This window comes from Rhizobium sp. BK591 (assembly GCF_014195045.1).
In the GTDB taxonomy this organism is placed as follows: Bacteria; Pseudomonadota; Alphaproteobacteria; order Rhizobiales; family Rhizobiaceae; genus Rhizobium; species Rhizobium anhuiense.
The window spans coordinates 691,917-714,358 of sequence record NZ_JACIAZ010000002.1; the positions used below are offsets into that span (position 1 = coordinate 691,917).

A 22,442-nucleotide genomic window follows, 5' to 3' on the forward strand; every position below is an offset into this window, starting at 1 on the left:
TTTCCATGGCGGCTTTTCGGCCTTGCTGCTTGGGAGGCGATTTTAGGCCGGAAGCTGGAAGATCACGTTGGCGATCAGGACGATCGCCAAGCCGCCAGCGAGCGCCAGGTAAGGCAGGATGCCGGCTTTCTTGACGCCGAGATCCTGGCCGACCAGACCGAGATCCTCCATCGCGCCGGCCGGGAACTTGCCGCCGTCGCGCACATAGTGGCGATAGGCGAAGACGGGCAGGATCAGGGCGGCGAAGATGAAGCCGACCCAGAGCGCATTGGAATAGCCCCATACCTTGGCGCCGGCGCCGAGGAAGAGGGCGTTGACGAAGGCGAGCACGGTGTTGAGGCCGATCAGCCACGTCGGCGCCTTCCAGGGGCGTTCGATATGGCCGGAATCCACCCGGTGGATCCAGCCGGAGTTGAGGTTCAGGAAGTTGAAGATGATGTAGCCGACATTCGAGACGGCGAGCACGAAGAAATAGCCGCCGACATCCGAGGCGATTGCCAGCAGGAAGAGATTGAAGGCGAAATCGGTCCACATCGCCCGCGTCGGCGCGCCATTCTCATTGACGTGGTCGAGGTATTTCGGCAGCCAGCCGTCCTTCGAGCCCTGGTAGAGCGTGCGCGAAGAGCCGGCCATCGCCGTCATGATGGCGAGGAAGAGCGCCATGATCATCAACACGACGAGCAGTTGGGTGACGACCCGGCCGGCGCCGATCAGGCCGCCGAGCGCTTCGGCAACGCCGGTGCCGTCGACGATGCCGGGGGCGAGCATGCCTGCATGGCCGAGAACGCCCTGGAAGGCGAAGGGGACGAGGAAGAAGAACAGGCAACAGGCAAGGCCGGAATAGAAGATCGCCTTGAAGGTGTCGGTCTTCGGGTTCTTCAGTTCGCGGGTGTAGCAGACCGCCGTCTCGAAGCCGTAGGTCGACCAGGCGGCGATATAGAGGCCGCCGAGGAAGAGCGTCCAGCCGCCGTTGCTCCAGGTGCCGTCGGCGGCGGCATAGGCTGCCGTCGGCGGCACGAGGCCGGTGACGTTGGTGGCAAGGATCTGGCCGCTGACGATCGGGTAAAGACCGATGATCAGCAGCGGCACCAGCACGATGATTGCCAGCCACTTCTGTACGCTGGCCGTTTCCGAGATGCCGCGATGCTGGATCGCGAAGATGATCAGCATCAGGATGCCGCCGATGAAGAAGGTGGCATTGATATTGGCGGTGGCAAGGAAGGGGATGTTGAAGGTGACGAGCGACCAGTTGCGGATCGCCGGCGTGAGCGCCGCGACACCGTCGGTGCTGAGCAATGCCTTGACGGCGTCATCGGGGGTGGTGCCGGCATGGGCGGCGATATATTCGGCGACGCGGGGGCTATCGGCCGTGATGGAAGCGGCATGGGCGGCGATCCAGTCGAGGACCATTTGCGAATCCGCCGCCGGAATCGGGTAGAAGGCATTGAGGATGTAGCCGGCGGCGATGGCGCAGCCGAGCGACAGCACCGGCGACCAGGCAAACCAGTTGCACCAGACCGACAGCGGCGCGATGAATTTCGAATAACGCAGCCAGGCGGTGGCGCCATAGACCGAGGCGCCGCCGGATTTGTTGCCGAACATGCCGGCGATTTCGGCATAGGTGAAGGATTGCAGGAAACCCATCACCATCGAGATGATCCAGACGACGAAGGCGAGCTTGCCCGTCGTGCCCGCGATACCGCCGATGGAGAAAAGAACGAGCGGCGGCACGCCCGCAGCCACCCAGAATGCGCCCTTCCAATCGAGCGCGCGTACAAGCTTACCCTCGGTGCCGGATGCAATTCCGGCCTCCACAACATCTGTCATCGGTGAAATTCCCCATTCGATTTGTTCCGGACGTATCTTTGTACGTCTCCCTGAACGTGTCTCCCTGACAGTCTCAAGCCGGCCCGGATGATTTTGGCGATCCGTGTTCCCGACGGATTCCCCGAGTCTCAGCTCTTTATGCATAGTGAAGATATTTTCTTTTTAGTCAACATGACTTTACTTTCCCGAGGCATTTTGTAACCTGTATGGGTGTGCCCCAGGGTACGCCGATCCCCCATGAGGGCAGCATGCGAGAACTTCATCCTGCTACGAGCGGCCTGCGCCCGGCGACTGCGAGCCTCGTGCATTATCCCGGCATTCCCACCCTGCCGGAGGGAACCGAGCGCTACCGGGCAAAGGGCGGCGGATCGGTCGTCCTGCGCGTCGCGCCGGGCGACCGCGTCAGCGTCATCGACAGCGAGGGCGGGCAGGTCTGCGAGATCTCTTTCCTCGACGAAAAGGGACGATTCCGGGCGGCCGGTCTTGGTGCGGCATTCAGCAATTCAGCCGAGGGTTTGAAGGCCATTCTTCAGGCAGAGCATGAGAGCGCCGCACGCACGCGCGTAGCGCTTCAGCGCCGCGGCGCCGATCTGGCTTCGGCCGGAGCGCTTCGCATTTTCGGGGCGGGATCGACCCCGGGCAGCCAAGCGGATTTCACGATTGCCATGAAGGGCCTGCTGATTGTCGCGGCACCCGCCGCAGCCATGTCGCCGGAGGCGCAGGATACGGCGACGCCGATCGAGATCAGGATCAAGCGCAGCCTGCTGATCCGCGATTACGCCTCGGCCCTGCCGGAACCGGTCGCCGATCCGGTCGAGGATATCCGCATCCGGGCGGCGACCGCCGCTGCCTATTTCGTACGTGCCGGCGAATTCATCCAGATCATCGACGTCTATGGACGCCAGTGCACCGATTTCCAGGCGTTTGCCGCCCGCAAGGTCGACAAAGGCCTCGATCTCGCGCTTGATTCCACCGTCACCCGCACGCTGCTCGGCCGCAGCTATCCCATGCCTGGCCTGCCCTCCAAGGCCTTCGACCGCGACTTCGAGCCGCTGGTCGAGATCGTCCAGGATACGGTCGGGCGCCACGACGCTTTCGCGACCGCCTGCAATGCGCGTTACTACGACGACATGGGCTATCCCGGCCACGTCAACTGCACGGATAATTTCAACGCGGCGCTGGCGCCCTACGGCATTGCCGGCCGCAAGGGCTGGGAAGCGCTGAACTATTTCTACAACACCAATATCGACCACAACAACCAGCTCTATCTCGACGAGCCATGGTCGCGTCCCGGCGATTACGTGCTGATGCGGGCGCTGACCGATCTCGTCTGCGTCTCCTCGTCCTGTCCCGACGATATCGACGCGGCGAACGGCTGGGATCCGACGGATATCCACGTCCGCACCTTTTCCGGAAAAGAGAAATTCTCACGAGCGGTAGCCTATCGCATGACCCCAGATGCCGACGCCGAACTGACGCGCGAAACCGCCTTCCATCCTCGCCTCTCCGCCTTGACGCGGGACTACGCCGAATATCGCGGCTACTGGCTGCCGAACCGCTTTTCCAGCGAAGGGCCGGTCGAGGAATATTGGGCCTGCCGCGAGCGCGCCGCCGTCATCGATCTCTCGCCCTTGCGGAAGTTCGAGGTGACGGGGCCGGATGCCGAGGAACTGCTGCAATATTGCCTGACGCGCGACGTGCGCAAACTGTCGACCGGCCAGGTCGTCTATTCCGCCATGTGCTACGAAAACGGCGGCATGATCGATGACGGCACGCTGTTCAGGCTCGGCGACAAGAATTTCCGCTGGATCGGCGGCGATGATTTCAGCGGCATATGGCTGCGTCAACAGGCCGAGAAGAAGGGCTTCAAGGCCTGGGTCCGCTCCTCGACCGACCAGATGCACAATATCGCCCTCCAGGGGCCGAAGAGCCGCGATATCCTGAAGCAGATCATCTGGACGGCGCCGCGCCAGCCTGAAATCGGCGAGCTCGAATGGTTCCGCTTCACCGTCGGTCGCATCGGCGGCTTCGAGGGCGCCCCTGTCGTCGTCTCGCGCACGGGCTATACCGGCGAGCTCGGCTATGAGATCTTCTGTCATCCGAAGGATGCGCTGACGGTGTTCGACGCCGTCTGGGAGGCAGGCCAGCCGCACGGGTTGAAGCCGATGGGGCTGGAGGCGCTCGACATGGTCCGCATCGAGGCGGGCCTGATTTTCGCCCATCACGAATTCACCGACCAGACGGACCCGTTCGAGGCCGGCATCGGTTTCACCGTGCCGCTGAAATCCAAGCAGGATGATTTCATCGGCCGCGAGGCATTGATCCGGCGCAAGGAGCATCCGCGCCACCTGCTCGTCGGCCTCGACATCAAGGCCAACGAGGCCGTCGGTCATGGCGATTGCGTCCATATCGGCCGGGCCCAGGTCGGCGTCGTCACCAGTGCCACGCGCTCGCCTGTTCTCGGCAAGACCATCGCGCTCGCCCGCATCGACGTGATGCATGCAAGCCCCGGCACCGAGGTCGAAATCGGCAAGCTCGACGGCCACCAGAAGCGCCTGCCGGCGACGATCGTGCCGCTTTCGCACTACGACCCGCAGAAGACACGGCCGCGCTCGTAACCCCTGTTTTTTGAGGGCGGAGGCGGCGATCGGCCTTTTTGGCATGCAAGGCGGCCGATATACAACCTGGCGGAGATTTCACTACTCTGAAAAACTAAAAGTTGACAAACTCGGCTTGGATGACTATATCCCGGTTGTCGATATTGCTTGTTTGACTTTTGTTATCGCACGCTGGCAACGTGCCCTGGACGAACTTCCCTCTTCAAAATCGAGATCATCATCCGTCGTGCTTGCGCACGTGCGGTCTGTCAATTGCTATGAAAGGGTTTGTTATGACCACTGGCACAGTTAAATGGTTCAATTCCACCAAGGGCTTCGGCTTCATTCAGCCTGATGACGGCGGCGCTGACGCCTTCGTTCACATCTCTGCCGTCGAGCGCGCCGGAATGCGCGAAATCGTCGAGGGCCAGAAGATCGGCTACGAGCTCGAGCGCGATAACAAGTCGGGCAAAATGTCCGCTTGCAATCTCCAGGCTGGCTGAGCTGAAATCTGCTTTCCTTTGACCGCGGATGTACCGGCACTGCCGAAAGCATGATACTATCAAGGTCAGGCAATTTGCCTGGCCTTTTTGCTGCGTTCGCTGAGCGGCGCATGAATCCAGGACGGATATGACAGAGTCACATAGCAAATCACGCAAGCAGGCGGAGATTGCCTTTGGAAACGCGCAATCGCAATTCCTGGCGCGAAGCCGTGCGGTTGAGGAAGTCGATCAGACGGTGCGGGCCCGCGAAGAAAAGACCTTGCGGTTACGCGAAGCCCGCGAGGCCAAGGAGTTGCAGGATCGCTTGACAGCGGTTACCGCTCTTGCCGCAAAGAAAAAGAAAATCTGACCTTCGGGCCAGACATCCAACAGTCAGGAAACAGATTTGAAAAACGCCAGAAACAACGAGCTTGCCGATCGCCGCAGCGCCGCTGCCGAAGCCAAGGCCGCTCTCCTCAATGCGTATCGTACCGCCAAGGATACGGCTGAACCCACCCGGCTCGCCAAGCAGGCGGAGCGCCAGGCCATTGCCGCGGCCAGGGAAGAACGGCGTGCTGCGCGCGAACGGGTCAAGCTCGAGGAACTGGAGCGGGCTCAGGCCGCAGAAGCCGAGCGTCAGGCTGCCGCCGAGGCCGCCGCACGCGCCGAGGCCGACGCGCGCGAAGCGGCTGACAAAGACCGGATCGCCCGCGTGATTGCCGATGAAGCGGCCCGAAAGGCCGAACGCGACCTGCGCTACGCCAATCGCAAAGCCAGAAAGTCCTGACTGTCGGCGCCGCCTGTCGACACGACAGGCAGCGCTATCTTCAAGCCGCCTGCACGGCTGCATTCAGCGGGATTTCGACGTCGATTTCCAGCGTCGAGACGTACTCGTTGCGATCGATCGTCACCTGCACCTTGTCATGGTCGAGCTGCACGTGTTTTGCGATCACCGCCAGGATTTCCTCACGCAGCAGCGAGACCAGGTCCGACCCCGCCGAGGAGCGTTCATGGGCGAGAAGGACCTGCAGCCGTTCGCGGGCGGCCGGTGCTGTTCTCTGCTTGTTGAAAAGACGGAAAATATTCATGCTGCCCTCCGTCCGAAGATCTTGCCGAAAATATTCCTCTTTTCCTCTGGGATCGCGATCGGCACCGTCTCGCCGGCGAGCCGGCGAGCGGCATCGAAATAGGCCATAGCAGCCGCGCTGCGGCTGTCTGCCAGCGTGACTGGCGCGCCGATGTTGGAGGCACGCAGGACATCCATGCTTTCGGGTATGATGCCGAGCAGCGGGATGGAAAGGATTTCCAGGACGTCGTCGACCTTGAGCATGTCGCCACGTTCGGCGCGGTTGGCGTCGTAGCGGGTGAGCAGCAGGTGCTTTTCCATCCGCTCGCCGCGTTCGGCCTTGGCGGTCTTGGCATCCAGCAGGCCGATGATGCGATCGGAATCGCGCACCGACGAGACTTCCGGATTGGTGACGACCACGGCAACATCGGCGTGGCGCATGGCAAGCGTCGCGCCGCGTTCGATCCCTGCGGGGCTGTCGCAGATGATCCAGTCGAAATAGCGCTTCAGGTCGTTGATGACGCGCTCGACGCCCTCGGCCGTCAGATTGTCCTTGTCGCGCGTCTGCGAGGCCGGCAGCAGGAACAGCGTTTCCAGCCGCTTGTCGCGGATCAGCGCCTGGGTAAGCTTGGCGTCGCCCTGGATCACGTTGATCAGGTCGTAGACGACCCTGCGTTCGGCGCCCATCACGAGGTCGAGATTGCGCAAGCCCACGTCGAAATCGACGACGACGACTTTTTCATTGCGTTGCGCCAGCGCCGCTCCCAATGCGGCGGTCGAGGTGGTCTTGCCAACCCCGCCCTTGCCTGACGTGACGACGATCACTTTCCCCATCATTGTCTCTCCTTTGCCGTGGCCCCAGTAATTCAAAGTGTTACAGCGTCCTTTGCGGCTCTCGAAGAGACGCGCAGCGCTGCCGTCAGATCAGTTTCTCTGCCATGATCGCGTCCTCTTCGAGCCAGAGCTGAACAGCCTGTCCGCGAAGATTGGGGGCCATGTCTTCCGCCATTTTGTAGATGCCGTCGATTGCAACCAGCTCGGCCTCGAGCTTGCGGCAAAAGATCCGCGCCGATGCGTTTCCGATGGACCCCGCCATGGCTCGGCCACGCAGGGCGCCATAGATATGCACGGACCCTCCGGCGATGACCTCGGCACCCGAGGCGACCGATCCGATGACGGTGACGTCACCTTCCGGGAATATTACCGATTGTCCGGAGCGCACCGGCTCCCGGATGACGATCGATTGCATGGCCGGACGCGTCTCCGCCGCTGCCGGTTTGACCGGCGTATCGACGCTCTCTTTGGCCGGAACCTCGATATCGGAAACCGACCGGCCGCCTTTGAGCGCCGGCGGCATGCCGGAGCCGAGGATCGAAGGCCGCGCGCCTTCGATGCCCATGATGCTGACATTGCGCTTGGCAAGTTCGGCAATCAGGTCCTTCAGCTGCGAGCGGTCGATCTGCAGGTCGGTCAGGTCGAGCACGACAGGCCGGCCGAGGAAGAACCCGGCCGAACGCGCGGCCAGATCGTCCAGCCTGATCAACCAATCATCGATGGGAAGATCCGGGGACAGCATGACCGCGAGGAAAGAGCGGCCCTTGATGCGGATAGAGCGAGCGTCTGTTAGCACTTTGGTCATCTATGTGAAGAAATCGTTGACCATGTCTAGCGCTGCTATGGTTAACAAAAAGTTAACGCGGCCTTAACATTACCCATAATGACGTGAGGGTTTTCAAGGGCGAGATTGCGCCAAGCCATTGCAAACGCTTTGTATTCTCCAGCAGTGCCGAACAGTTAATAATGCGGCTTTCGACGTCAGCCGCAAATCTGCCGCTGCGCCGGGTGACGCTCAGCCTTCCGCCTTGCGTTGCGCGTTGGAAATGGCGCGTGCGGCCTCTTCCGAGGAGTTGGCGAGCGTGCGCATCTCGGCGGCCAGCACGGCAAAGCCTGATCCGGCGGTGCCGGCGCGGGCGGCCTCGATGCCGGCATTGACGGCGAGCAGCTTCAGGTAACGCAGCGATTGCAGGATCTCATTGGTCTTCGAGGCGGTGACGCGCATGTCGGCGGTCTGCTCATCGATTCGCTGATAGAGTGATTCGATGTTGATGATGCTGCCTTCGAGATAGAGAAGCTCGCCTTTCTCGTCCCAGATGCCGCCGCCGGTCTCGGTGACCCAGATGAGATGACCCATGGCGTGACGGATGCGGTATTCCATCGTCCAGTCCGTGCGCTTCTCCAGCGCCCGACCGACGATCTCGTCCATCAGAGGCACGTCTTCCTCGTACATGATCGAGGTGAAGGTCCGCGTGCGATTGCCGATGATCTCGTCGGTGGGATAACCGAAGATGCGCTCGATGCCGTCGGTCATTTCAAGCATGGTGTAGTTTTCGTCGGCGCGGCAGCGGTAGAGAAAACCGTTCATGCGCCCGAGAATGCTCGTTTGAAAATCCATGAAGGCCACATCCGAAGAGAAGAGTTGCAGATGGATTTATGTCGTCTCATTTAATACGGCGCATGCGCCGGAAGAGAATGCACGACCACCCTCCTCCGGCAATGCAGGCCTGCCTCATCAGTTGCGCAGATATTCTTCCATGGAATCGTCGAGCGCCTCGACCCAGGGCGTGTGATGCGTCGGCGACATGTTGCCGGTCATCAGCGACCGGTAGGCATGATCGCGGAAGCCCATGATATTGTGGGCCTTGTGATGTTCCCACTCCATGAAGGTCCGGTTGGTGCCCTCGATGTCGAAGGAGGGATAGTCGGTTTCATCAAGCAGTTCCTTCACATAGTCGCCCTGATACCAGATCATCTGCTCGGCATCTTCAAGCGTTTCCTCGCGGGCGCGCCACATGTCGAAATTGGCCTTCAGCGCCTCTTCCGACGGCAGGGTGATGCGCCCCATCATTACGTCGCGCGCCCACCAGGCCTGCACGTCGAACATGTTGAAGGTGTAGAACTGGTCCTGCATGCCGATATAGAAAAGCTGCGGGTTCTTGTCGAAGATCACCCCCTTGTAGAGGCTGTCGGCCCAGAGGCGGTTGGCGGTCTTCAGCCGGAGATCGTCGGGCAGGAAGGGGAAGTGGTGCTGGTATCCGGTGCAGAGGATCACAGCATCGACCTCCTTGCTCGAGCCGTCGAGGAAATGCGCCGTGCGGTTTTCGAGCTTGGTCAGCAGCGGCCGTTCCTCGAAATTCTCCGGCCATTTGAAGCCCATCGGTTTTGAACGGTAGCTCGTCGTCACCGATTTCGCGCCGTATTTCCAGCATTGCGAGCCGATGTCTTCGGCCGAATAGCTGCGGCCGACGATGAGGATATCCTTGCCCTTGAACTCCAGCGCGTCGCGGAAATCATGGGCATGCAGCACGCGGCCGTTGAAGGTCTTCACACCCTCGAAATAGGGCACGTTCGGCGTCGAGAAATGGCCGCTTGCGACGACGACATAATCGAATTCCTCGTCATACATCCGGTCCTCGATGCGGTTATGCGCCGTCACCGTGAATTTCTTCGTCTGATCGTCGAAGCGGACCATGCGCACCGGCGTGCTGAAGCGCACCCAGTGGCGGACATTCGCCTTCTCGACGCGGCCCTTGATGTAATCCCAGAGCACGGCGCGCGGCGGATAGGAGGCGATCGGCTTGCCGAAATGCTCCTCGAAGGAATAATCGGCGAATTCCAGGCATTCCTTCGGGCCGTTCGACCAGAGGTAACGATACATGCTGCCATGGACCGGCTCGCCATATTCGTCGAGGCCGGTGCGCCAGGTATAGTTCCAGAGCCCGCCCCAATCCGACTGTTTTTCGAAGCAGACGATCTCCGGGATCTCGGCACCCTTCTGGGCGGCCGATTGAAAGGCGCGCAGCTGCGCAAGCCCGGAAGGACCGGCACCGATGACGGCTACTCTTGTCATGAAGCATTCCCCTCTTGATTATATGTCATTGCCTGTTTTGCGCGTCTGAAACCGCACGCGGCGCTGGTGCGCACCGCTGCGCGTCAGTCGGGATAGATGCCGGGGCTGGTCGGAGCTCCGTCGTCATATTTGGAAAGCCAGTCGATCGTCGTCTCGCGGAAGCGGGTGAGGCCCTTGTAGTCGATGAGCTCTGGCGGCAGCGTCTTCAGCACGCGCGGAAAGCGGCGCGCCCATTTCGGCACGGTGGCGAGCTCTTCCATGTTCATCAGGTAGCAGCGGATGACGAAGAGGATGGCGTTCGAGCGCGGCAGGCGCCAGAGGCTCTGCAGTTCGACGCGCAGATGCACCTTCTCGCCGACATTGTCAGGCGTCACCGTGGTGCGATCGGGACCCCATTTGTGGTAGTTCTCCGGGCTGGTGTCGAGCCGCGGATTGATCGTCATCGTCCAGTTGAAACGCCGTGTCGGTTTGCCCTGCTGCAGGTTCAACAGGAATTTCAGCGCCCGGTCGAAGACGCCGATCTGGTGGGCGAGCGGCACCGGCCCGTGCCATTCCATGAAATTCATGCCGATATCGAAATCGAGCGACCAGTCGGCCTGCGTCGTCACCATGCCGGCGTCCATCCAGAGATTGCCGTCGCGCTGATCGACGATGCAGAAGTCGCCCTGGGCCTGGCGGGTGATATATTCGAAGGGTTCGCAGGGCAGCGTCGAGGCATCGCCGAAGGTGAAGCTGTCGTCGATGCCGAGCGGGCGGTTGATCCAGCGCCACTGATCGCCGTTGCGGATCAGCGTGAAATGGTCGGGGTAACCCGCCGCCTGCTCTTCCATCAAAAGTTCGAGCGTATCCCATTGCGCGCTCATCATGTGCGGCAGCGCCTGATAACGCAGCGGATCCTCCTTCAGAACCAATGCCCGGTCGTGCATTTCGGCGACGTAATGCTCGTCGACGTCGATCAGGTTTTCGTAGACGGTGCCCGTCCGGCCGCGCACATGCGGCTCCATGTTGACGGAATACATGTATTCGTCGCGGTCGAAGGGAAACGGGAAACGCCGGATGTTTTCGGGGCTGTTGCGGTAGCTGAAGTCGTTCCGGAAGGTTTCCTGCTTGAAGGCGATTGCCATGTTCGGTCTCCTTGTCCCGCTTTATCAGATGCCGCTAGAGATCGAGATGCAGCGTGTTTCCCTCGAAGCGGGACACGCAGATCATCACCTTGCGGCCGGATGCTTTTTCTTCGTTCGTCAGATAGACGTCATGGTGCAACAGCTTGCCGTCGCAGGTGACGACACCCGTCTCGCATTGACCGCAGGCGCCGCCGCGACAGAGGAAGGGCGCGTCGACGCCCGCCGCCTCGATCGCCTCCAGCATGCTTTCGTGATGGCCGACCTTCACGGTCTTGCCGGAGCGAATCAGTTCCATCGTGAACGGTTTGCCGGGCAGAGATGACAGGAACCGTTCCGAATGCAGGTTCTGTTCCGGCCAGCCGGCGTTAAGGCCTGTTTTCAGCACGCCGTCGATCATGCCTGTGGGGCCGCAGACATAGAGATGCGTGCCAAGCGGCTGGCTGTCGAGCAGGCGAGTCAACGGGATGGTGCCGCCTTCGGCGTCGCAATAGATCTTGATGCGATGCCCGCCGTAGCGCTCCAGCAGTTCCCGCCAATAGGCGCCGCGGTCACGCGTGCGGATGGCGTAGTGCAGCTCGAAATTGGCGCCTTCGCGGGAAAACTGTTCCATCATCGCGATGAAGGGGGTGATGCCGATGCCGCCGGCGATCAGAAGATGCTTGCGCCCGCGCCAGTCCGGCTGGAACAGGTTGACGGGGTAGCTGACCTTCAGCTCGTCGCCTTCGCTGACCTTCTCATGCATGAAGGTGGAGCCGCCGCGTGAATCCTCGACATGCAGCACGCTGATCTCATAGGCCGTGCAGTCATGCGGCGGCGACATCAGCGAATAGGCGTTGCGGCGCATGTGGCCACCATCGTTCATCGAGACGATGACATGCGCGCCGCCGGAGAAATAGGGCAGCGGCTTGCCGTCCAGGCGCTCGAAGCGAAATCGTTTGACGCGCTCGGCGATCGGCGTGATCCGCGCCACGCGAACCGGAATTTCAGTACCACCGCTCAAAGGAACAACTCCTCCGGATCAGGCGCGCTGCCGGGCTCTTCGGCATCGATATTGACGCCCTGGAAGGCCGCAAGCCGGCGTGAATAATGGTCGCGCACCAGAAGCGGGAGCCCGCAATGGCTGCAGGCAAAGGGGCTGGTGGTGACGTCGTCGGTGATGCCCTTGCAATGGACGCATTGCACGCGTCGGGCCAGCGAGCCGCGATGCTCGGTGATGACGGAGGCATGGTCCATGCCGTATTCGAGCGCCAAGAGCATCGCCTGACCGATGAAGCCTTCGGTGCCCGAGATATAAAGCCGCGTGCCCATATGGGCGGTGGCGAGCGAGCCTTTCAACCGGAAGAGCAGCGTTGCGATGGTCGGGGCGGTGAAGAACATGTCGGCGCCGAGGTGGCGCAGCGCCTCGTCCAGGCCGGACCCTTGCGAGCCGCGGGCGACATAGAGGATTTCGCTACGGGAAAGCGCCGTGTCGTCAAGCGCCGGCTGCTGATCGAGGAGAGCCTTGGCGCCCTCCCCTTCGAGCGCGAAAATGTGCCGCCGGGCGTTGGGCTGGATGGTCAGTCCCGTGTAGACTGGTCGGCTCTTGATGCCTGCAACGAGCATTCGCGTGCTCCTTAACCTACGGCAGTCCTCTTCTTCTTCTCCGGATCGTCGAAGGGAAGCGTATGGGCGGTGGCGCCCGCCTTGAGGGTCTTGCCGCGGACTTCGAGTTTCGTCCCATGCACCGCCTTGTCAACGTCGAGACGGGCGATCGCCATGGATTTCTTCGTCAGCGACGAATAGCTCGGGCAGCTGATGACGCCGACCTTCTTGCCGTCGGCAAAGACCTCGTCGCCGAGATCGGCCGGTCCGTCGGCATCGATCAGCATGCCGAAGATCTTGAAGCGTTCCCTACCCTTGAGGCGGGCATGTTCCTCGGCGCCGCGAAAGCCCGTCTTGCCGGGGCTGACGGTAAAGTCGAGGCCGAGTTCCCAGAGGCTGTCGCCGGGCGGCTGATCGGCGAAGGGATACATCTGCGAATTGTCGTAGGGGTAGAAGAGCAGGTAGCTTTCGACGCGCAGCATGTCGAGAACCGAGAAGCAGCAGGGGATGATGCCCATCTCCTTGCCTTCCTCGACAATCCGGTCCCAGACCATCACGGCGTCCTGGCCGCGCACGAAGATCTCGTAGCCGCGCTCGCCGGTATAGCCAGTGCGAGAGATCATCACCGGCGCGCCGAATAGCGTCGTCTGCATGTGGTGGAAATATTTGAGGTCGCGGATGCCGGGCACGTATTTGGCGAGATAGTCGACCGCGAGCGGACCCTGCAGCGACAGGTCATGCAGGTCGTCGTCGAAGAGCACGGCGCAATTGCGGCCTGCCGCCTGGCGAACGACTTCCTCGTGGCCGGAGCCGGAGCCATGCACCAGCATCCAGGAATTCGGGCCGGTGCGATAGACGATGCAGTCGTCGGTGAAGTGACCGCGCTCGTTCAGCATGGTCGCATAGACCGAGCGGCCGGGATAGATCTTCGTCAGGTCGCGGGTGGTGATGTAGTCGAGCACGGCGATGGCGTGCGGGCCGACCAGGTGCACTTTCTTCAGGCCCGAGACATCCATGATGCCGGCCTTGGTGCGGACCGCGACATGTTCTTCCGACATGTCCTTGTCGTAGGTCCAGGCGGTTCCCATGCCGCTCCAGTCCTCGAGCTTCGATCCCAGAGCGCGATGCCGATCCGCCAAGACGGAGAAACGCCATGATAAAGCCATTTCCGTTCCCTCTTATTTCCTCTACGGAATATTTATTTCCTGACTATATAAGTCTTTCGCGCCGTGGCAAGCCCGCCCGGCATGCATTTCCCAAACTTTCGGCGGCACTCGCCGCAGCTTTAACGTCCTGCATGACCGATGCGACTGCGTGCTGCCGTCGATGGCCGTCTCTCTCAACCCATGCGTTCGGAGGCGTAGCTGCCGGGGCTTGCCGGGAAGACCACGGTGCGGTTGCCGTTGATGAAGGTGCGGTGATGGATATGGGCGTGGATGGCGCGCGCCAGCACCTGGCTTTCGACGTCGCGACCGATCGAGACATAGTCGTCGGGCGACTGCGCATGGGTGATGCGCGCCGTGTCCTGCTCGATGATCGGGCCTTCGTCGAGATCGGCGGTGACGTAATGCGCCGTCGCCCCGATCAGCTTGACGCCGCGGCCATAGGCCTGCTTGTAGGGATTGGCGCCCTTGAAGCTCGGCAGGAAGGAATGATGGATGTTGATGATCCGGCCGGACATTTTCTGGCACATCTCGTCCGACAGGATCTGCATGTAGCGGGCGAGCACGATCAGTTCGGTGCCGGTCTGCTCGGCCACCTCCATGATCCGGGCCTCGGCCTGCACCTTGTTGGCCTTGGTGACCGGAATATGGTGGAAGGGGATGTCGTGATTGACCACGACCTTCTGGTAGTCGAAATGGTTGGAGACGACGCCGACGATGTCGATCGGCAGCGCGCCGATCTTCCAGCGGTAGAGCAGGTCGTTGAGACAATGGCCGAAGCGCGACACCATCAGCAGCACCTTCATGCGCTTCTCGCTGTCGTGAAACTCGTAATCCATCTCGAAGGGCGCGGCGACGGCTGTAAAACCGGCGTCGATATCGGCCCCCGAAAGCCCTTCTTCCGAAATGAAGCTGACGCGCATGAAGAACTTGCCGGTATCGAGATCGTCGAACTGCGAGCTGTCGATGATGTTGCAGCCCTTCTCCGCCAGATAGCTCGAAATCGCCGCAACGATGCCGCGCGTCGATTTGCAGGATACGGTGAGTACGAAGTTCTTCATGCGGTCTTTTCCTTCGCCGTTTCAAGCGCAGAGAACCTGGGCGCGCCGGCGCTTTTCCGTCCGGCGTGCCTATTGCAGGTCTGCCCGCTCCTCAGATGTCGAGCGTGTTGTCGCGTTCCCACTGGGTGAAATGCGAGCAGTAGGCATTCCATTCCCGATGCTTGAGCTTGAGGTAGGCGGCGGAAAACTCAGCCCCGATGGCCGCCTTCAAGCCCTCGTCGGCATCATAGGCCCGCAGCGCGTCGAGCAGGTTGAGCGGCAGGCGCGGTGCGTCCTTCACCAGATGCCCCTCGGCATACATGTCGATATCGTAATGCCGGCCGGGATCGGCCTGGCTGCGGATGCCGTCGAGGCCGGCGGCGATGATGATCGCCTGCAAGAGATACGGGTTGACCGCCCCGTCCGGCAGGCGCAGCTCGAAACGTCCGGGTCCCGGCACACGCACCATGTGGGTGCGGTTGTTGCCCGTCCAGGTCACGGTGTTCGGCGACCAGGTGGCGCCCGATGTGGTGCGCGGCGCGTTGATGCGCTTGTAAGAATTGACCGTCGGATTGGTGATCGCGGCGAGCGCCGAGGCGTGCTTCATGATGCCGCCGAGGAAGGTTTTACCCTGAGCGGAGAGCCCGAAGGCCATTTCCTTGTCCGCGAAGGCGTTGACCTTGCCATCGATGTCCCAGACCGAGATGTGGGCATGGCACCCGTTTCCGGTCAGGCCCTTGAAGGGCTTCGGCATGAAGGTGGCGCGAAGGCCGTGCTTTTCGGCGACCGACTTGACCATGAACTTGAAGAAGGAGTGCTTGTCCGCCGTCTGAAGCGCGTCGTCATATTCCCAGTTCATCTCGAACTGGCCGTTCGCGTCCTCGTGATCGTTCTGATAGGGCTTCCAGCCGAGCTCGAGCATGTAGTCGCAAATCTCGGCGATGACATCATAGCGACGCATCACCGCCTGCTGATCATAGCAGGGCTTCTCGGCGGTATCGAACTGGTCTGAAATCACCGAGCCATCGGCAGAGATGAGAAAGAACTCGGGCTCCACGCCGGTTTTTACCCGCAGCCCTTCTTTCGCAGCTTCGGCGACCAGTTTTTTCAGCAGCACGCGCGGGGCCTGTTCGACAGGCTGATCGTCCATGACGCAGTCGGCGGCAACCCATGCGACGTCCTTTTTCCAGGGCAGCTGGATGACGGAGGAAGCATCGGGAACCGCGAACAGGTCGGGATGGGCAGGCGTCAGATCGAGCCATGTTGCGAAGCCCGCAAAGCCGGCGCCATCTTTCTGCATGTCGGCGATGGCTTCGGCGGGAACCAGCTTGGCGCGTTGGCCGCCGAACAGGTCGGTATAGCTGATCATGAAATATTTGATGCCTTTTTCGGAGGCGTATTGCGAGAGGTCCAGTGTCACGTTTGTCCCCTTGTATTGACCTTATGTAATGATCTTAGACACTTGATGGTGAAGCCGGCCGCATCCTCCCAAACGCGCCCGGCCGGCGTTTTTAGAAACCGGTCTTGCCGGGGATCCAGTTGGTGCCGGCGAGCGGCACCTGCGCCATGGCCGATGCCTCGATCGTCAGTGCGACGAGGTCTTCCGGCTCAAGGTTGTGCAGATGGTTCTTGCCGCAGGCACGCGCGATCGTCTGGGCCTCGAGCGTCATGACCTTGAGGTAGTTGGCGAGGCGGCGGCCGGCCGCAACCGGGTCGAGGCGTTTGGCAAGCTCCGGGTCCTGGGTGGTGATGCCGGCCGGATCCTTGCCTTCATGCCAATCGTCATAGGCGCCGGCCGTCGTGCCGAGCTTTTGGTATTCCTCTTCCCAATGCGGATCGTTGTCGCCGATCGCGACGAGCGCCGCCGTGCCGATCGCGACCGCGTCGGCGCCCAGCGCCAGCGCCTTGGCAACGTCGGCGCCGGAGCGGATGCCGCCCGAAACGATGAGCTGCACCTTGCGGTGCATGCCGAGATCCTGCAGCGCCTGGACAGCCGGACGAATGCAGGCGAGCGTCGGCATGCCGACATTCTCGATGAAGACGTCCTGGGTCGCCGCCGTGCCGCCCTGCATGCCGTCGAGCACGACGACATCGGCGCCCGCCTTCACCGCAAGAGCGGTGTCATAGTACGGACGCGCGCCGCCGACCTTGACGTAGATCGGCTTTTCCCAGTCGGTGATCTCACGCAGCTCCATGATCTTGATTTCCAGATCGTCGGGGCCGGTCCAGTCCGGATGGCGGCAGGCCGAGCGCTGGTCGATGCCCTTGGGCAGGTTGCGCATATTGGCGACGCGGTCGGAGATCTTCTGGCCGAGCAGCATGCCGCCGCCGCCGGGCTTGGCGCCCTGGCCGACCACGACTTCGATCGCGTCGGCGCGGCGCAGGTCCTTCGGATTCATGCCGTAGCGCGACGGCAGATATTGGTAGACCAGCGTTTGCGAATGGCCGCGCTCTTCATCGGTCATGCCGCCGTCGCCTGTCGTGGTTGAGGTCCCGGCGATCGTCGCGCCGCGGCCGAGCGCTTCCTTGGCATTGCCGGACAGCGCGCCGAAGCTCATGCCAGCAATGGTGATCGGCGTCTTCAGCGTGATCGGCTTCTTGGCGAAACGTGAGCCGAGCACCACAGTCGTGTCGCATTTCTCGCGGTAACCTTCGAGCGGATAACGCGAGATGGAGGCGCCGAGAAACAGCAGGTCGTCGAAATGCGGAACCTTGCGTTTGGTGCCGGCGCCGCGGATGTCATAGATACCGGTCGCGGCCGCGCGGCGGATTTCGGCAAGCGTATAGTCGTCGAATGTCGCGGACTTGCGCGGCGGGGTATAGGGGTTGTGATAGCTCATGGGGGTCCCTCGCCTTAATACGCGTCGGCGTTGTCGATGTTGAAATTGTAAAGCTTGCGGGCGGAGCCGTAGCGCTTGAACTCTTCGGGCCTGACGTCCGTGACCCCGGCGCGATCGAGCAGTTCGGCAAGCTTGTCCAGATGCTCCGGCCGCATCTCTTTCTCGATGCAGTCGGAGCCGAGGCTTTTGACCTCGCCGCGGACGAACAGCTTGGCTTCGTAGAGCGAATCCCCCAACGCATCGCCGGCGTCGCCCAGCACGACCAGATGGCCGGATTGACCCATGAAGGCCGACATGTGGCCGATGCTGCCATGAACGACGATGTCGATGCCCTTCATCGAAATGCCGCAACGCGACGCCGCGTTGCCCTTGATGACGAGCAGGCCGCCGCGGCCGGTGGCGCCGGCATATTGGCTGGCGTCGCCCTCTATGACGACGGTGCCGGACATCATGTTTTCGGCAACGCCCGGACCGGCCGAACCATGAACCGTCACCCTGCCGCCGTCATTCATGCCGGCGCAGTAATAGCCAACCGATCCTCTGACAGCGACCGTGACGGGGCTGTCGATACCAACGGCGACGGCATGGCTGCCGCGCGGGTTGATGACTTCGAATTCAGTGTCGTTGGCACCCTGGGAAAGGGCGTGCAGCGCGCTGTTCAGTTCGCGAAGAGGCGTGTTGGAAAGATCGAATGTGGGCATTTATTCCTCGTTGGTCCGAGACGGTTTGCGCCGGCTCCTGCTTTTCAGGCGTCCTTCAGGCGGCCTTGTCGTGATCCCAGAAGTAAACGGTTGCCGGCTCCGGCTCCCAGACACGGGCATTCTCGATGCCGGGAAGGTTGACCAGCGCGCGATATTCCGAGCCGAAGGCGACATACTGATCCGTCTCGGCCATGACGGCGGGCTTGCAGGCGATCGGGTCGCGCACCACGCCGAAGCCGGACTTGGTGCCGACGACGAAGGTGAAGAAGCCGTCGAGATCGTCGAGCGCGCCCGTCAGCGCCTGACCGAGATCCTTGCCCTTGGCCATTTCGGCCGTCAGATAAGCGGCGGCGACTTCGGAATCGTTCTGCGTCTCGAAGGTCATGCCTTCGCGCACCAGTTCGCGACGCAGGTTGTTGTGGTTGGACAGCGAACCGTTGTGCACGAGGCACTGGTCGGCGCCGGTCGAAAACGGATGCGCGCCGAGCGTGGTGACCGCGGATTCCGTCGCCATGCGGGTATGGCCGATGCCGTGGGTTCCGCTCATCGCGCGGACGCCGAAGCGCGCCACGACGTCTTTCGGAAGGCCGATCTCCTTGTAGATTTCGACGCTTTCGCCCGATCCCATCAGACGGACCGCCGGGCGGATCTCTTCAAGCGCCTTGCGCACATTGCCAAGCTTGGACGCGTCCAGCTCGATGACCGCATGCGTGCTCTTGATCGAGACGTCGGCTTTGATGCCGGCCTTCTCAAGGTCGCCGGCGAGGCCGTCGAAATCCGCGCCGGGATTGGCCGACTGGATGGTGATTTTTGCCCTGCCTTCGGCGGAGCCGCCATAGATGGCGATGCCGGCCGAGTCCGGACCGCGATCGGTCATGGTTATCAGCATATCCGAGAGCAGATTTCCCAGCTGAGGCTCAAGGCTCTTGTCCTTGAGGAACAGTCCAACGATGCCGCACATAGGTGTGCCTCCTTTCATGTTGAGAAAGGACTAGCAGGTCTACATCAGGACATCAACTGGGAGGAATAAAATTTTCTTCTAAGGCAAGTCAGCTCTTGGAGTTCTGCTGGGGATAACTGATGATCGAGAGGTACTTGCTCGGCAACTTCATCAACTGCTCCGGCCCATGGGGCGCGTCGGCGTCGAAGAACAGGCTGTCGCCCGGCTGCATCTGGAAAAGCTGGTCGCCGTGGCGATAGATCACCTCGCCTTCGAGCATGTAGAGAAACTCCATGCCCTCGTGCTGGAAGGTCGGGAAAATATCGGAATCGGCCGTCAGCGTGATCAGATAGGGCTCGACGATGACGCCGCTGGTATTGTTGTCGATATGGCCGAGCAGATTATATTGATGGCCGGCGCGCGTGCCGCGCCGTTCGAGCTCGATGCCCTGCCCCGCCTTGACGAAGACGGCATTGCGCGGTTCCTCGAAGCGGCGAAAAAAGGCGGTCAGCGGCACGCCGAGCGCCCGCGACAGCGATTGCAGCGTCGTCAGCGACGGCGAGATGTTGCCGTTCTCGATCTTCGACAGCATGCCGAGCGAAATGCCGGTCGCGGCCGCCAGATCGGTGACCGTGATGCCGAGTTTCTTGCGGTAGGCGCGCACCTCGTGGCCGATCGCCATTTCGAGGTTGTTCTCCTTCGGCTCCCGGACGGCGTGCGGATCCTGGGAAAAGGGCGCGCGTCCACTATGCGCCTGTTCCGGTTGCTCTGCCGCTTCACGCTTGGATTTCATGGATTTTCCACCGCCGCCTTCTCTTTGATCTGAAGGCAACCCTATCGCCATAGTGAAAATTCCTCAACCGTGAAGAAAACCTATTCCCGCCGCGCCGCGCGCGGAGCGATGCCGTAGACGGCGCGGAACATCCGGGAAAAATGGCTCAGACTGGAAAAACCGGTGGCGACCGCGATTTCCGAGACCGAAAGCGGGCTCTGTTTCAGCAGGCGATGGGCATGCTGCAGCCTGATCCTGCGATACTGATCGAGGAAGGTGGTGCCGAGATGGGTGGCAAAGAGCCGGTCGAGATGGCGTGCGGTGACGCCGGCGATGCGCGCCATGGCGGCACGTTCGAGCGGCATCTCGATCGTCTCCTCCATCCGTTCGAGAACACTGAGCAGGCCGGGATGATGGACCCCGTAACGTTCGGCCAGCGAGGCGCGCTGCGGGGCTGCCGGCTCGTTGACCTCGGTATGAAGGTACCAGTCGCTGACCCGGCGGGCGAAATCCGGTCCCATGCGCTCGGCGATTAGCACATGCATCATGTCGAGGGGCGCGATGCCGCCGCCGCAGGTGATCCGGTTGCCGTCGATCATGAAGCGCGCCTGGCGCGGCGTGAGGTCCGGGAAGGCTTCGAGAAGGGCGGCTGCATGCTCCCAGTGGATGGTGAAGTCGCGGCCGCCCAGCAATCCGGCGGCGGCCATCAGATAGGGGCCACCCGAGATGCCGCCGATCCGCACACCTTCGCGCGACAGCTGCCGCAAGCAGGCAAGCACACCGGGATATCGCCAGTCGCGCGGTGACCCGCCGGCGCAGACAAAGGCTGTTCCAAGTCCCGAGCCTCTGACCGGCAAAAGTTCGGCGGGAACGCTGGTGCCCGAGGAGGAAAGCGCCGCTGCACCATCCGGCGAGAAGATCCGCAGCCGATAGATCTCGCGCCCGGCCAGAAGATTTGCCGCCCTGAGCGGCTCTGTGGCCGAGGCATAGGACATCAGCGCAAATCCCGGGATGAGGATGAAGCCGATTGTCTGGACATTTTTGCTATCAAATGAAGACATGTCTCTTTCTTAGCGATTTATGTCCTTATCGTGCAAGTACATGCGTCTCTTTCTGGCATCATGCTCCTGTTCTTTCCGGGTGACCCATGCGCTATTCCGCTCTTTCGATTTTTCTGAACGGCCTTCGCGGCAACAAGGGCTGGGCGCCTGCCTGGCGCGATCCGGCGCCGAAGCCGCATTACGACGTCATCATCGTCGGCGGCGGCGGCCATGGTCTTGCCACCGCCTATTATCTCGCCAAGGAGTTCGGCGTCACCAATGTCGCCGTCCTCGAAAAGGGCTATCTCGGCTCCGGCAATATCGGCAGGAACACGACGATCATCCGTTCGAACTACCTGCTATCAGGCAACAATCCCTTCTACGAGCTGTCGATGAAGCTTTGGGAAGGGCTGGAGCAGGACTTCAACTTCAACGCCATGGTCTCGCAGCGCGGCGTGCTCAACCTCTTCCATTCCGATGCGCAGCGTGACGCCTATACGCGCCGCGGCAACGCCATGCGGCTGCACGGCGTCGACGCCGAGCTTCTCGACCGGCAGGCAGTGCGCCGGAAATTGCCCTTCCTCGATTTCGACAATGCCCGTTTCCCCATTATGGGCGGCCTGTTCCACCCGCGCGGCGGCACGGTGCGTCACGATGCGGTCGCCTGGGGTTATGCGCGCGGCGCAGACAGCCGCGGCGTCGACATCATCACCCAGTGCGAGGTGACCGGTATCCGCCGCGAAAATGGTCAGGTGACCGGCGTCGAGACCAGCAAGGGCTTCATCGGCTGCGGCAAGCTGGCGCTCGCAGCCGCCGGCAACTCCACCGTCGTCGCCGATATGGCCGGCCTGCGGCTGCCGATTGAAAGCCATGTGCTGCAGGCCTTCGTCTCCGAAGGCCTGAAACCCTTCATCGACACGGTCGTCACCTTCGGCGCCGGGCATTTCTATGTCTCCCAGTCCGATAAGGGCGGCCTCGTCTTCGGCGGCGATATCGACGGCTATAATTCCTATGCCCAGCGCGGCAATCTCGCTTCGGTCGAACATGTCGCCGAGGCCGGGCTGGCGATGATCCCGTCGCTTTCGCGCGTGCGCTATCTGCGCTCCTGGGGCGGCGTCATGGATATGAGCATGGACGGCTCGCCGATCATCGACCGCACCCATATCGACAATCTCTACCTCAATACCGGCTGGTGTTACGGCGGCTTCAAGGCGACACCCGCCTCCGGCTTCTGCTACGCCCATCTGATCGCCCGCAACACGCCGCATCAGACCGCCCGCGCCTTCCGGCTCGACCGTTTCGCGCGCGGTTATCCGATCGACGAAAAGGGCGTCGGCGCCCAGCCCAATCTGCACTAAGGAC

At 61.8% G+C, this 22,442-nt stretch carries 22 protein-coding genes; 5 read left to right on the forward strand and 17 right to left on the reverse strand.

Annotation, left to right across the window (positions count from 1 at the left end):
* Positions 1-42: 42 nt before the first annotated feature.
* Positions 43-1,827, reverse strand: coding sequence for an APC family permease (locus FHX10_RS10350; RefSeq protein ID WP_047613331.1), 1,785 nt, complete (start codon positions 1,825-1,827; stop codon positions 43-45).
* A gap of 248 nt (positions 1,828-2,075) precedes the next feature.
* On the opposite strand from FHX10_RS10350, the gene FHX10_RS10355 reads away from it, so the two are divergent.
* From FHX10_RS10355 to FHX10_RS10365, 4 genes are all read left to right on the forward strand, one after another.
* On the forward strand, positions 2,076-4,445 hold the full coding sequence (locus FHX10_RS10355; RefSeq protein ID WP_063476226.1) for a DUF1989 domain-containing protein: 2,370 nt from the start codon (positions 2,076-2,078) through the stop codon (positions 4,443-4,445).
* A 272-nt stretch (positions 4,446-4,717) separates the two neighbouring features.
* A complete protein-coding gene (locus FHX10_RS10360; protein ID WP_097630893.1) occupies positions 4,718-4,927 on the forward strand; it encodes a cold-shock protein in 210 nt (69 codons plus the stop codon).
* Positions 4,928-5,054: 127 nt separating this feature from the next.
* Positions 5,055-5,276, forward strand: a complete 222-nt coding sequence (locus FHX10_RS34990; RefSeq protein ID WP_047613334.1) for a hypothetical protein — start codon at positions 5,055-5,057, stop codon at positions 5,274-5,276.
* A 36-nt stretch (positions 5,277-5,312) separates the two neighbouring features.
* Positions 5,313-5,693 (forward strand): DUF6481 family protein, encoded by a 381-nt coding sequence (locus FHX10_RS10365; protein ID WP_047613336.1) that lies wholly within the window; start codon positions 5,313-5,315, stop codon positions 5,691-5,693.
* Between the two features lie 40 nt (positions 5,694-5,733).
* Here FHX10_RS10365 and minE read toward each other — a convergent pair whose 3' ends face one another.
* The 16 genes from minE to FHX10_RS10445 all read right to left on the reverse strand — a co-directional run bounded on the left by minE (position 5,734) and on the right by FHX10_RS10445 (position 21,101).
* Complete coding sequence (gene minE / locus FHX10_RS10370) at positions 5,734-5,994, reverse strand: cell division topological specificity factor MinE (protein WP_003574994.1); 261 nt, start codon at positions 5,992-5,994, stop codon at positions 5,734-5,736.
* Positions 5,991-6,806 carry a septum site-determining protein MinD gene (gene minD / locus FHX10_RS10375; protein WP_018448670.1) on the reverse strand — a complete coding sequence of 272 codons (816 nt, stop codon included), beginning with the start codon at positions 6,804-6,806 and terminating at the stop codon, positions 5,991-5,993. Before minD ends, minE begins: the two co-directional genes overlap by 4 nt.
* An 85-nt stretch (positions 6,807-6,891) precedes the next feature.
* The gene (minC, locus tag FHX10_RS10380) at positions 6,892-7,611 is read right to left on the reverse strand and encodes a septum site-determining protein MinC (protein ID WP_097544639.1); all 720 of its coding nucleotides are present in this window, start codon (positions 7,609-7,611) and stop codon (positions 6,892-6,894) included.
* 210 nt (positions 7,612-7,821) lie between these two features.
* The gene (locus FHX10_RS35435) at positions 7,822-8,424 is read right to left on the reverse strand and encodes a PAS domain-containing protein (RefSeq protein ID WP_063476227.1); all 603 of its coding nucleotides are present in this window, start codon (positions 8,422-8,424) and stop codon (positions 7,822-7,824) included.
* A 117-nt stretch (positions 8,425-8,541) separates the two neighbouring features.
* Positions 8,542-9,879, reverse strand: coding sequence for an NAD(P)-binding domain-containing protein (locus FHX10_RS10390; RefSeq protein WP_097544638.1), 1,338 nt, complete (start codon positions 9,877-9,879; stop codon positions 8,542-8,544).
* A gap of 83 nt (positions 9,880-9,962) precedes the next feature.
* Entirely contained in the window at positions 9,963-11,003 is a 1,041-nt protein-coding gene (locus FHX10_RS10395; protein ID WP_047613344.1) for a heme-dependent oxidative N-demethylase family protein, read from the reverse strand.
* 34 nt (positions 11,004-11,037) lie between these two features.
* Entirely contained in the window at positions 11,038-12,003 is a 966-nt protein-coding gene (locus tag FHX10_RS10400) for a PDR/VanB family oxidoreductase (RefSeq protein ID WP_097630892.1), read from the reverse strand.
* Positions 12,000-12,605, reverse strand: a complete 606-nt coding sequence (locus tag FHX10_RS10405; protein WP_097630891.1) for a dimethylamine monooxygenase subunit DmmA family protein — start codon at positions 12,603-12,605, stop codon at positions 12,000-12,002. Before FHX10_RS10405 ends, FHX10_RS10400 begins: the two co-directional genes overlap by 4 nt.
* A gap of 11 nt (positions 12,606-12,616) precedes the next feature.
* Complete coding sequence (locus tag FHX10_RS10410) at positions 12,617-13,750, reverse strand: aminomethyltransferase family protein (protein WP_097630890.1); 1,134 nt, start codon at positions 13,748-13,750, stop codon at positions 12,617-12,619.
* A 173-nt stretch (positions 13,751-13,923) separates the two neighbouring features.
* The gene (purU, locus tag FHX10_RS10415) at positions 13,924-14,808 is read right to left on the reverse strand and encodes a formyltetrahydrofolate deformylase (protein ID WP_132573346.1); all 885 of its coding nucleotides are present in this window, start codon (positions 14,806-14,808) and stop codon (positions 13,924-13,926) included.
* Positions 14,809-14,899: 91 nt separating this feature from the next.
* Complete coding sequence (gene glnT / locus FHX10_RS10420; RefSeq protein ID WP_063475679.1) at positions 14,900-16,207, reverse strand: type III glutamate--ammonia ligase; 1,308 nt, start codon at positions 16,205-16,207, stop codon at positions 14,900-14,902.
* Between the two features lie 91 nt (positions 16,208-16,298).
* Entirely contained in the window at positions 16,299-17,627 is a 1,329-nt protein-coding gene (locus FHX10_RS10425; RefSeq protein ID WP_003594873.1) for an FMN-binding glutamate synthase family protein, read from the reverse strand.
* Between the two features lie 14 nt (positions 17,628-17,641).
* Positions 17,642-18,328, reverse strand: coding sequence for a GXGXG domain-containing protein (locus FHX10_RS10430; RefSeq protein ID WP_047611831.1), 687 nt, complete (start codon positions 18,326-18,328; stop codon positions 17,642-17,644).
* Between the two features lie 55 nt (positions 18,329-18,383).
* The gene (locus tag FHX10_RS10435; protein ID WP_063475680.1) at positions 18,384-19,289 is read right to left on the reverse strand and encodes a class II glutamine amidotransferase; all 906 of its coding nucleotides are present in this window, start codon (positions 19,287-19,289) and stop codon (positions 18,384-18,386) included.
* A gap of 88 nt (positions 19,290-19,377) precedes the next feature.
* On the reverse strand, positions 19,378-20,061 hold the full coding sequence (locus FHX10_RS10440) for a helix-turn-helix domain-containing protein (RefSeq protein ID WP_063475681.1): 684 nt from the start codon (positions 20,059-20,061) through the stop codon (positions 19,378-19,380).
* Between the two features lie 80 nt (positions 20,062-20,141).
* Positions 20,142-21,101 (reverse strand): GlxA family transcriptional regulator, encoded by a 960-nt coding sequence (locus FHX10_RS10445; protein ID WP_097630148.1) that lies wholly within the window; start codon positions 21,099-21,101, stop codon positions 20,142-20,144.
* A gap of 86 nt (positions 21,102-21,187) precedes the next feature.
* Here FHX10_RS10445 and FHX10_RS10450 point away from each other — a divergent pair, with 86 nt between their 5' ends.
* Entirely contained in the window at positions 21,188-22,438 is a 1,251-nt protein-coding gene (locus FHX10_RS10450) for a sarcosine oxidase subunit beta family protein (RefSeq protein ID WP_097542647.1), read from the forward strand.
* Positions 22,439-22,442: the final 4 nt, after the last annotated feature.

Coding starts and splice junctions, on each gene's coding strand:
- FHX10_RS10350 (WP_047613331.1), bottom strand. CDS start 1,827: ATGACAGATGTTGTGGAGGCCGGAATTGCATCCGGCACCGAGGGTAAG.
- FHX10_RS10355 (WP_063476226.1), top strand. CDS start 2,076: ATGCGAGAACTTCATCCTGCTACGAGCGGCCTGCGCCCGGCGACTGCG.
- FHX10_RS10360 (WP_097630893.1), top strand. CDS start 4,718: ATGACCACTGGCACAGTTAAATGGTTCAATTCCACCAAGGGCTTCGGC.
- FHX10_RS34990 (WP_047613334.1), top strand. CDS start 5,055: ATGACAGAGTCACATAGCAAATCACGCAAGCAGGCGGAGATTGCCTTT.
- minE (WP_003574994.1), bottom strand. CDS start 5,994: ATGAATATTTTCCGTCTTTTCAACAAGCAGAGAACAGCACCGGCCGCC.
- minD (WP_018448670.1), bottom strand. CDS start 6,806: ATGGGGAAAGTGATCGTCGTCACGTCAGGCAAGGGCGGGGTTGGCAAG.
- minC (WP_097544639.1), bottom strand. CDS start 7,611: ATGACCAAAGTGCTAACAGACGCTCGCTCTATCCGCATCAAGGGCCGC.
- FHX10_RS35435 (WP_063476227.1), bottom strand. CDS start 8,424: ATGGATTTTCAAACGAGCATTCTCGGGCGCATGAACGGTTTTCTCTAC.
- FHX10_RS10390 (WP_097544638.1), bottom strand. CDS start 9,879: ATGACAAGAGTAGCCGTCATCGGTGCCGGTCCTTCCGGGCTTGCGCAG.
- FHX10_RS10395 (WP_047613344.1), bottom strand. CDS start 11,003: ATGGCAATCGCCTTCAAGCAGGAAACCTTCCGGAACGACTTCAGCTAC.
- FHX10_RS10405 (WP_097630891.1), bottom strand. CDS start 12,605: ATGCTCGTTGCAGGCATCAAGAGCCGACCAGTCTACACGGGACTGACC.
- FHX10_RS10410 (WP_097630890.1), bottom strand. CDS start 13,750: ATGGCTTTATCATGGCGTTTCTCCGTCTTGGCGGATCGGCATCGCGCT.
- purU (WP_132573346.1), bottom strand. CDS start 14,808: ATGAAGAACTTCGTACTCACCGTATCCTGCAAATCGACGCGCGGCATC.
- FHX10_RS10425 (WP_003594873.1), bottom strand. CDS start 17,627: ATGAGCTATCACAACCCCTATACCCCGCCGCGCAAGTCCGCGACATTC.
- FHX10_RS10430 (WP_047611831.1), bottom strand. CDS start 18,328: ATGCCCACATTCGATCTTTCCAACACGCCTCTTCGCGAACTGAACAGC.
- FHX10_RS10435 (WP_063475680.1), bottom strand. CDS start 19,289: ATGTGCGGCATCGTTGGACTGTTCCTCAAGGACAAGAGCCTTGAGCCT.
- FHX10_RS10440 (WP_063475681.1), bottom strand. CDS start 20,061: ATGAAATCCAAGCGTGAAGCGGCAGAGCAACCGGAACAGGCGCATAGT.
- FHX10_RS10445 (WP_097630148.1), bottom strand. CDS start 21,101: ATGTCTTCATTTGATAGCAAAAATGTCCAGACAATCGGCTTCATCCTC.
- FHX10_RS10450 (WP_097542647.1), top strand. CDS start 21,188: ATGCGCTATTCCGCTCTTTCGATTTTTCTGAACGGCCTTCGCGGCAAC.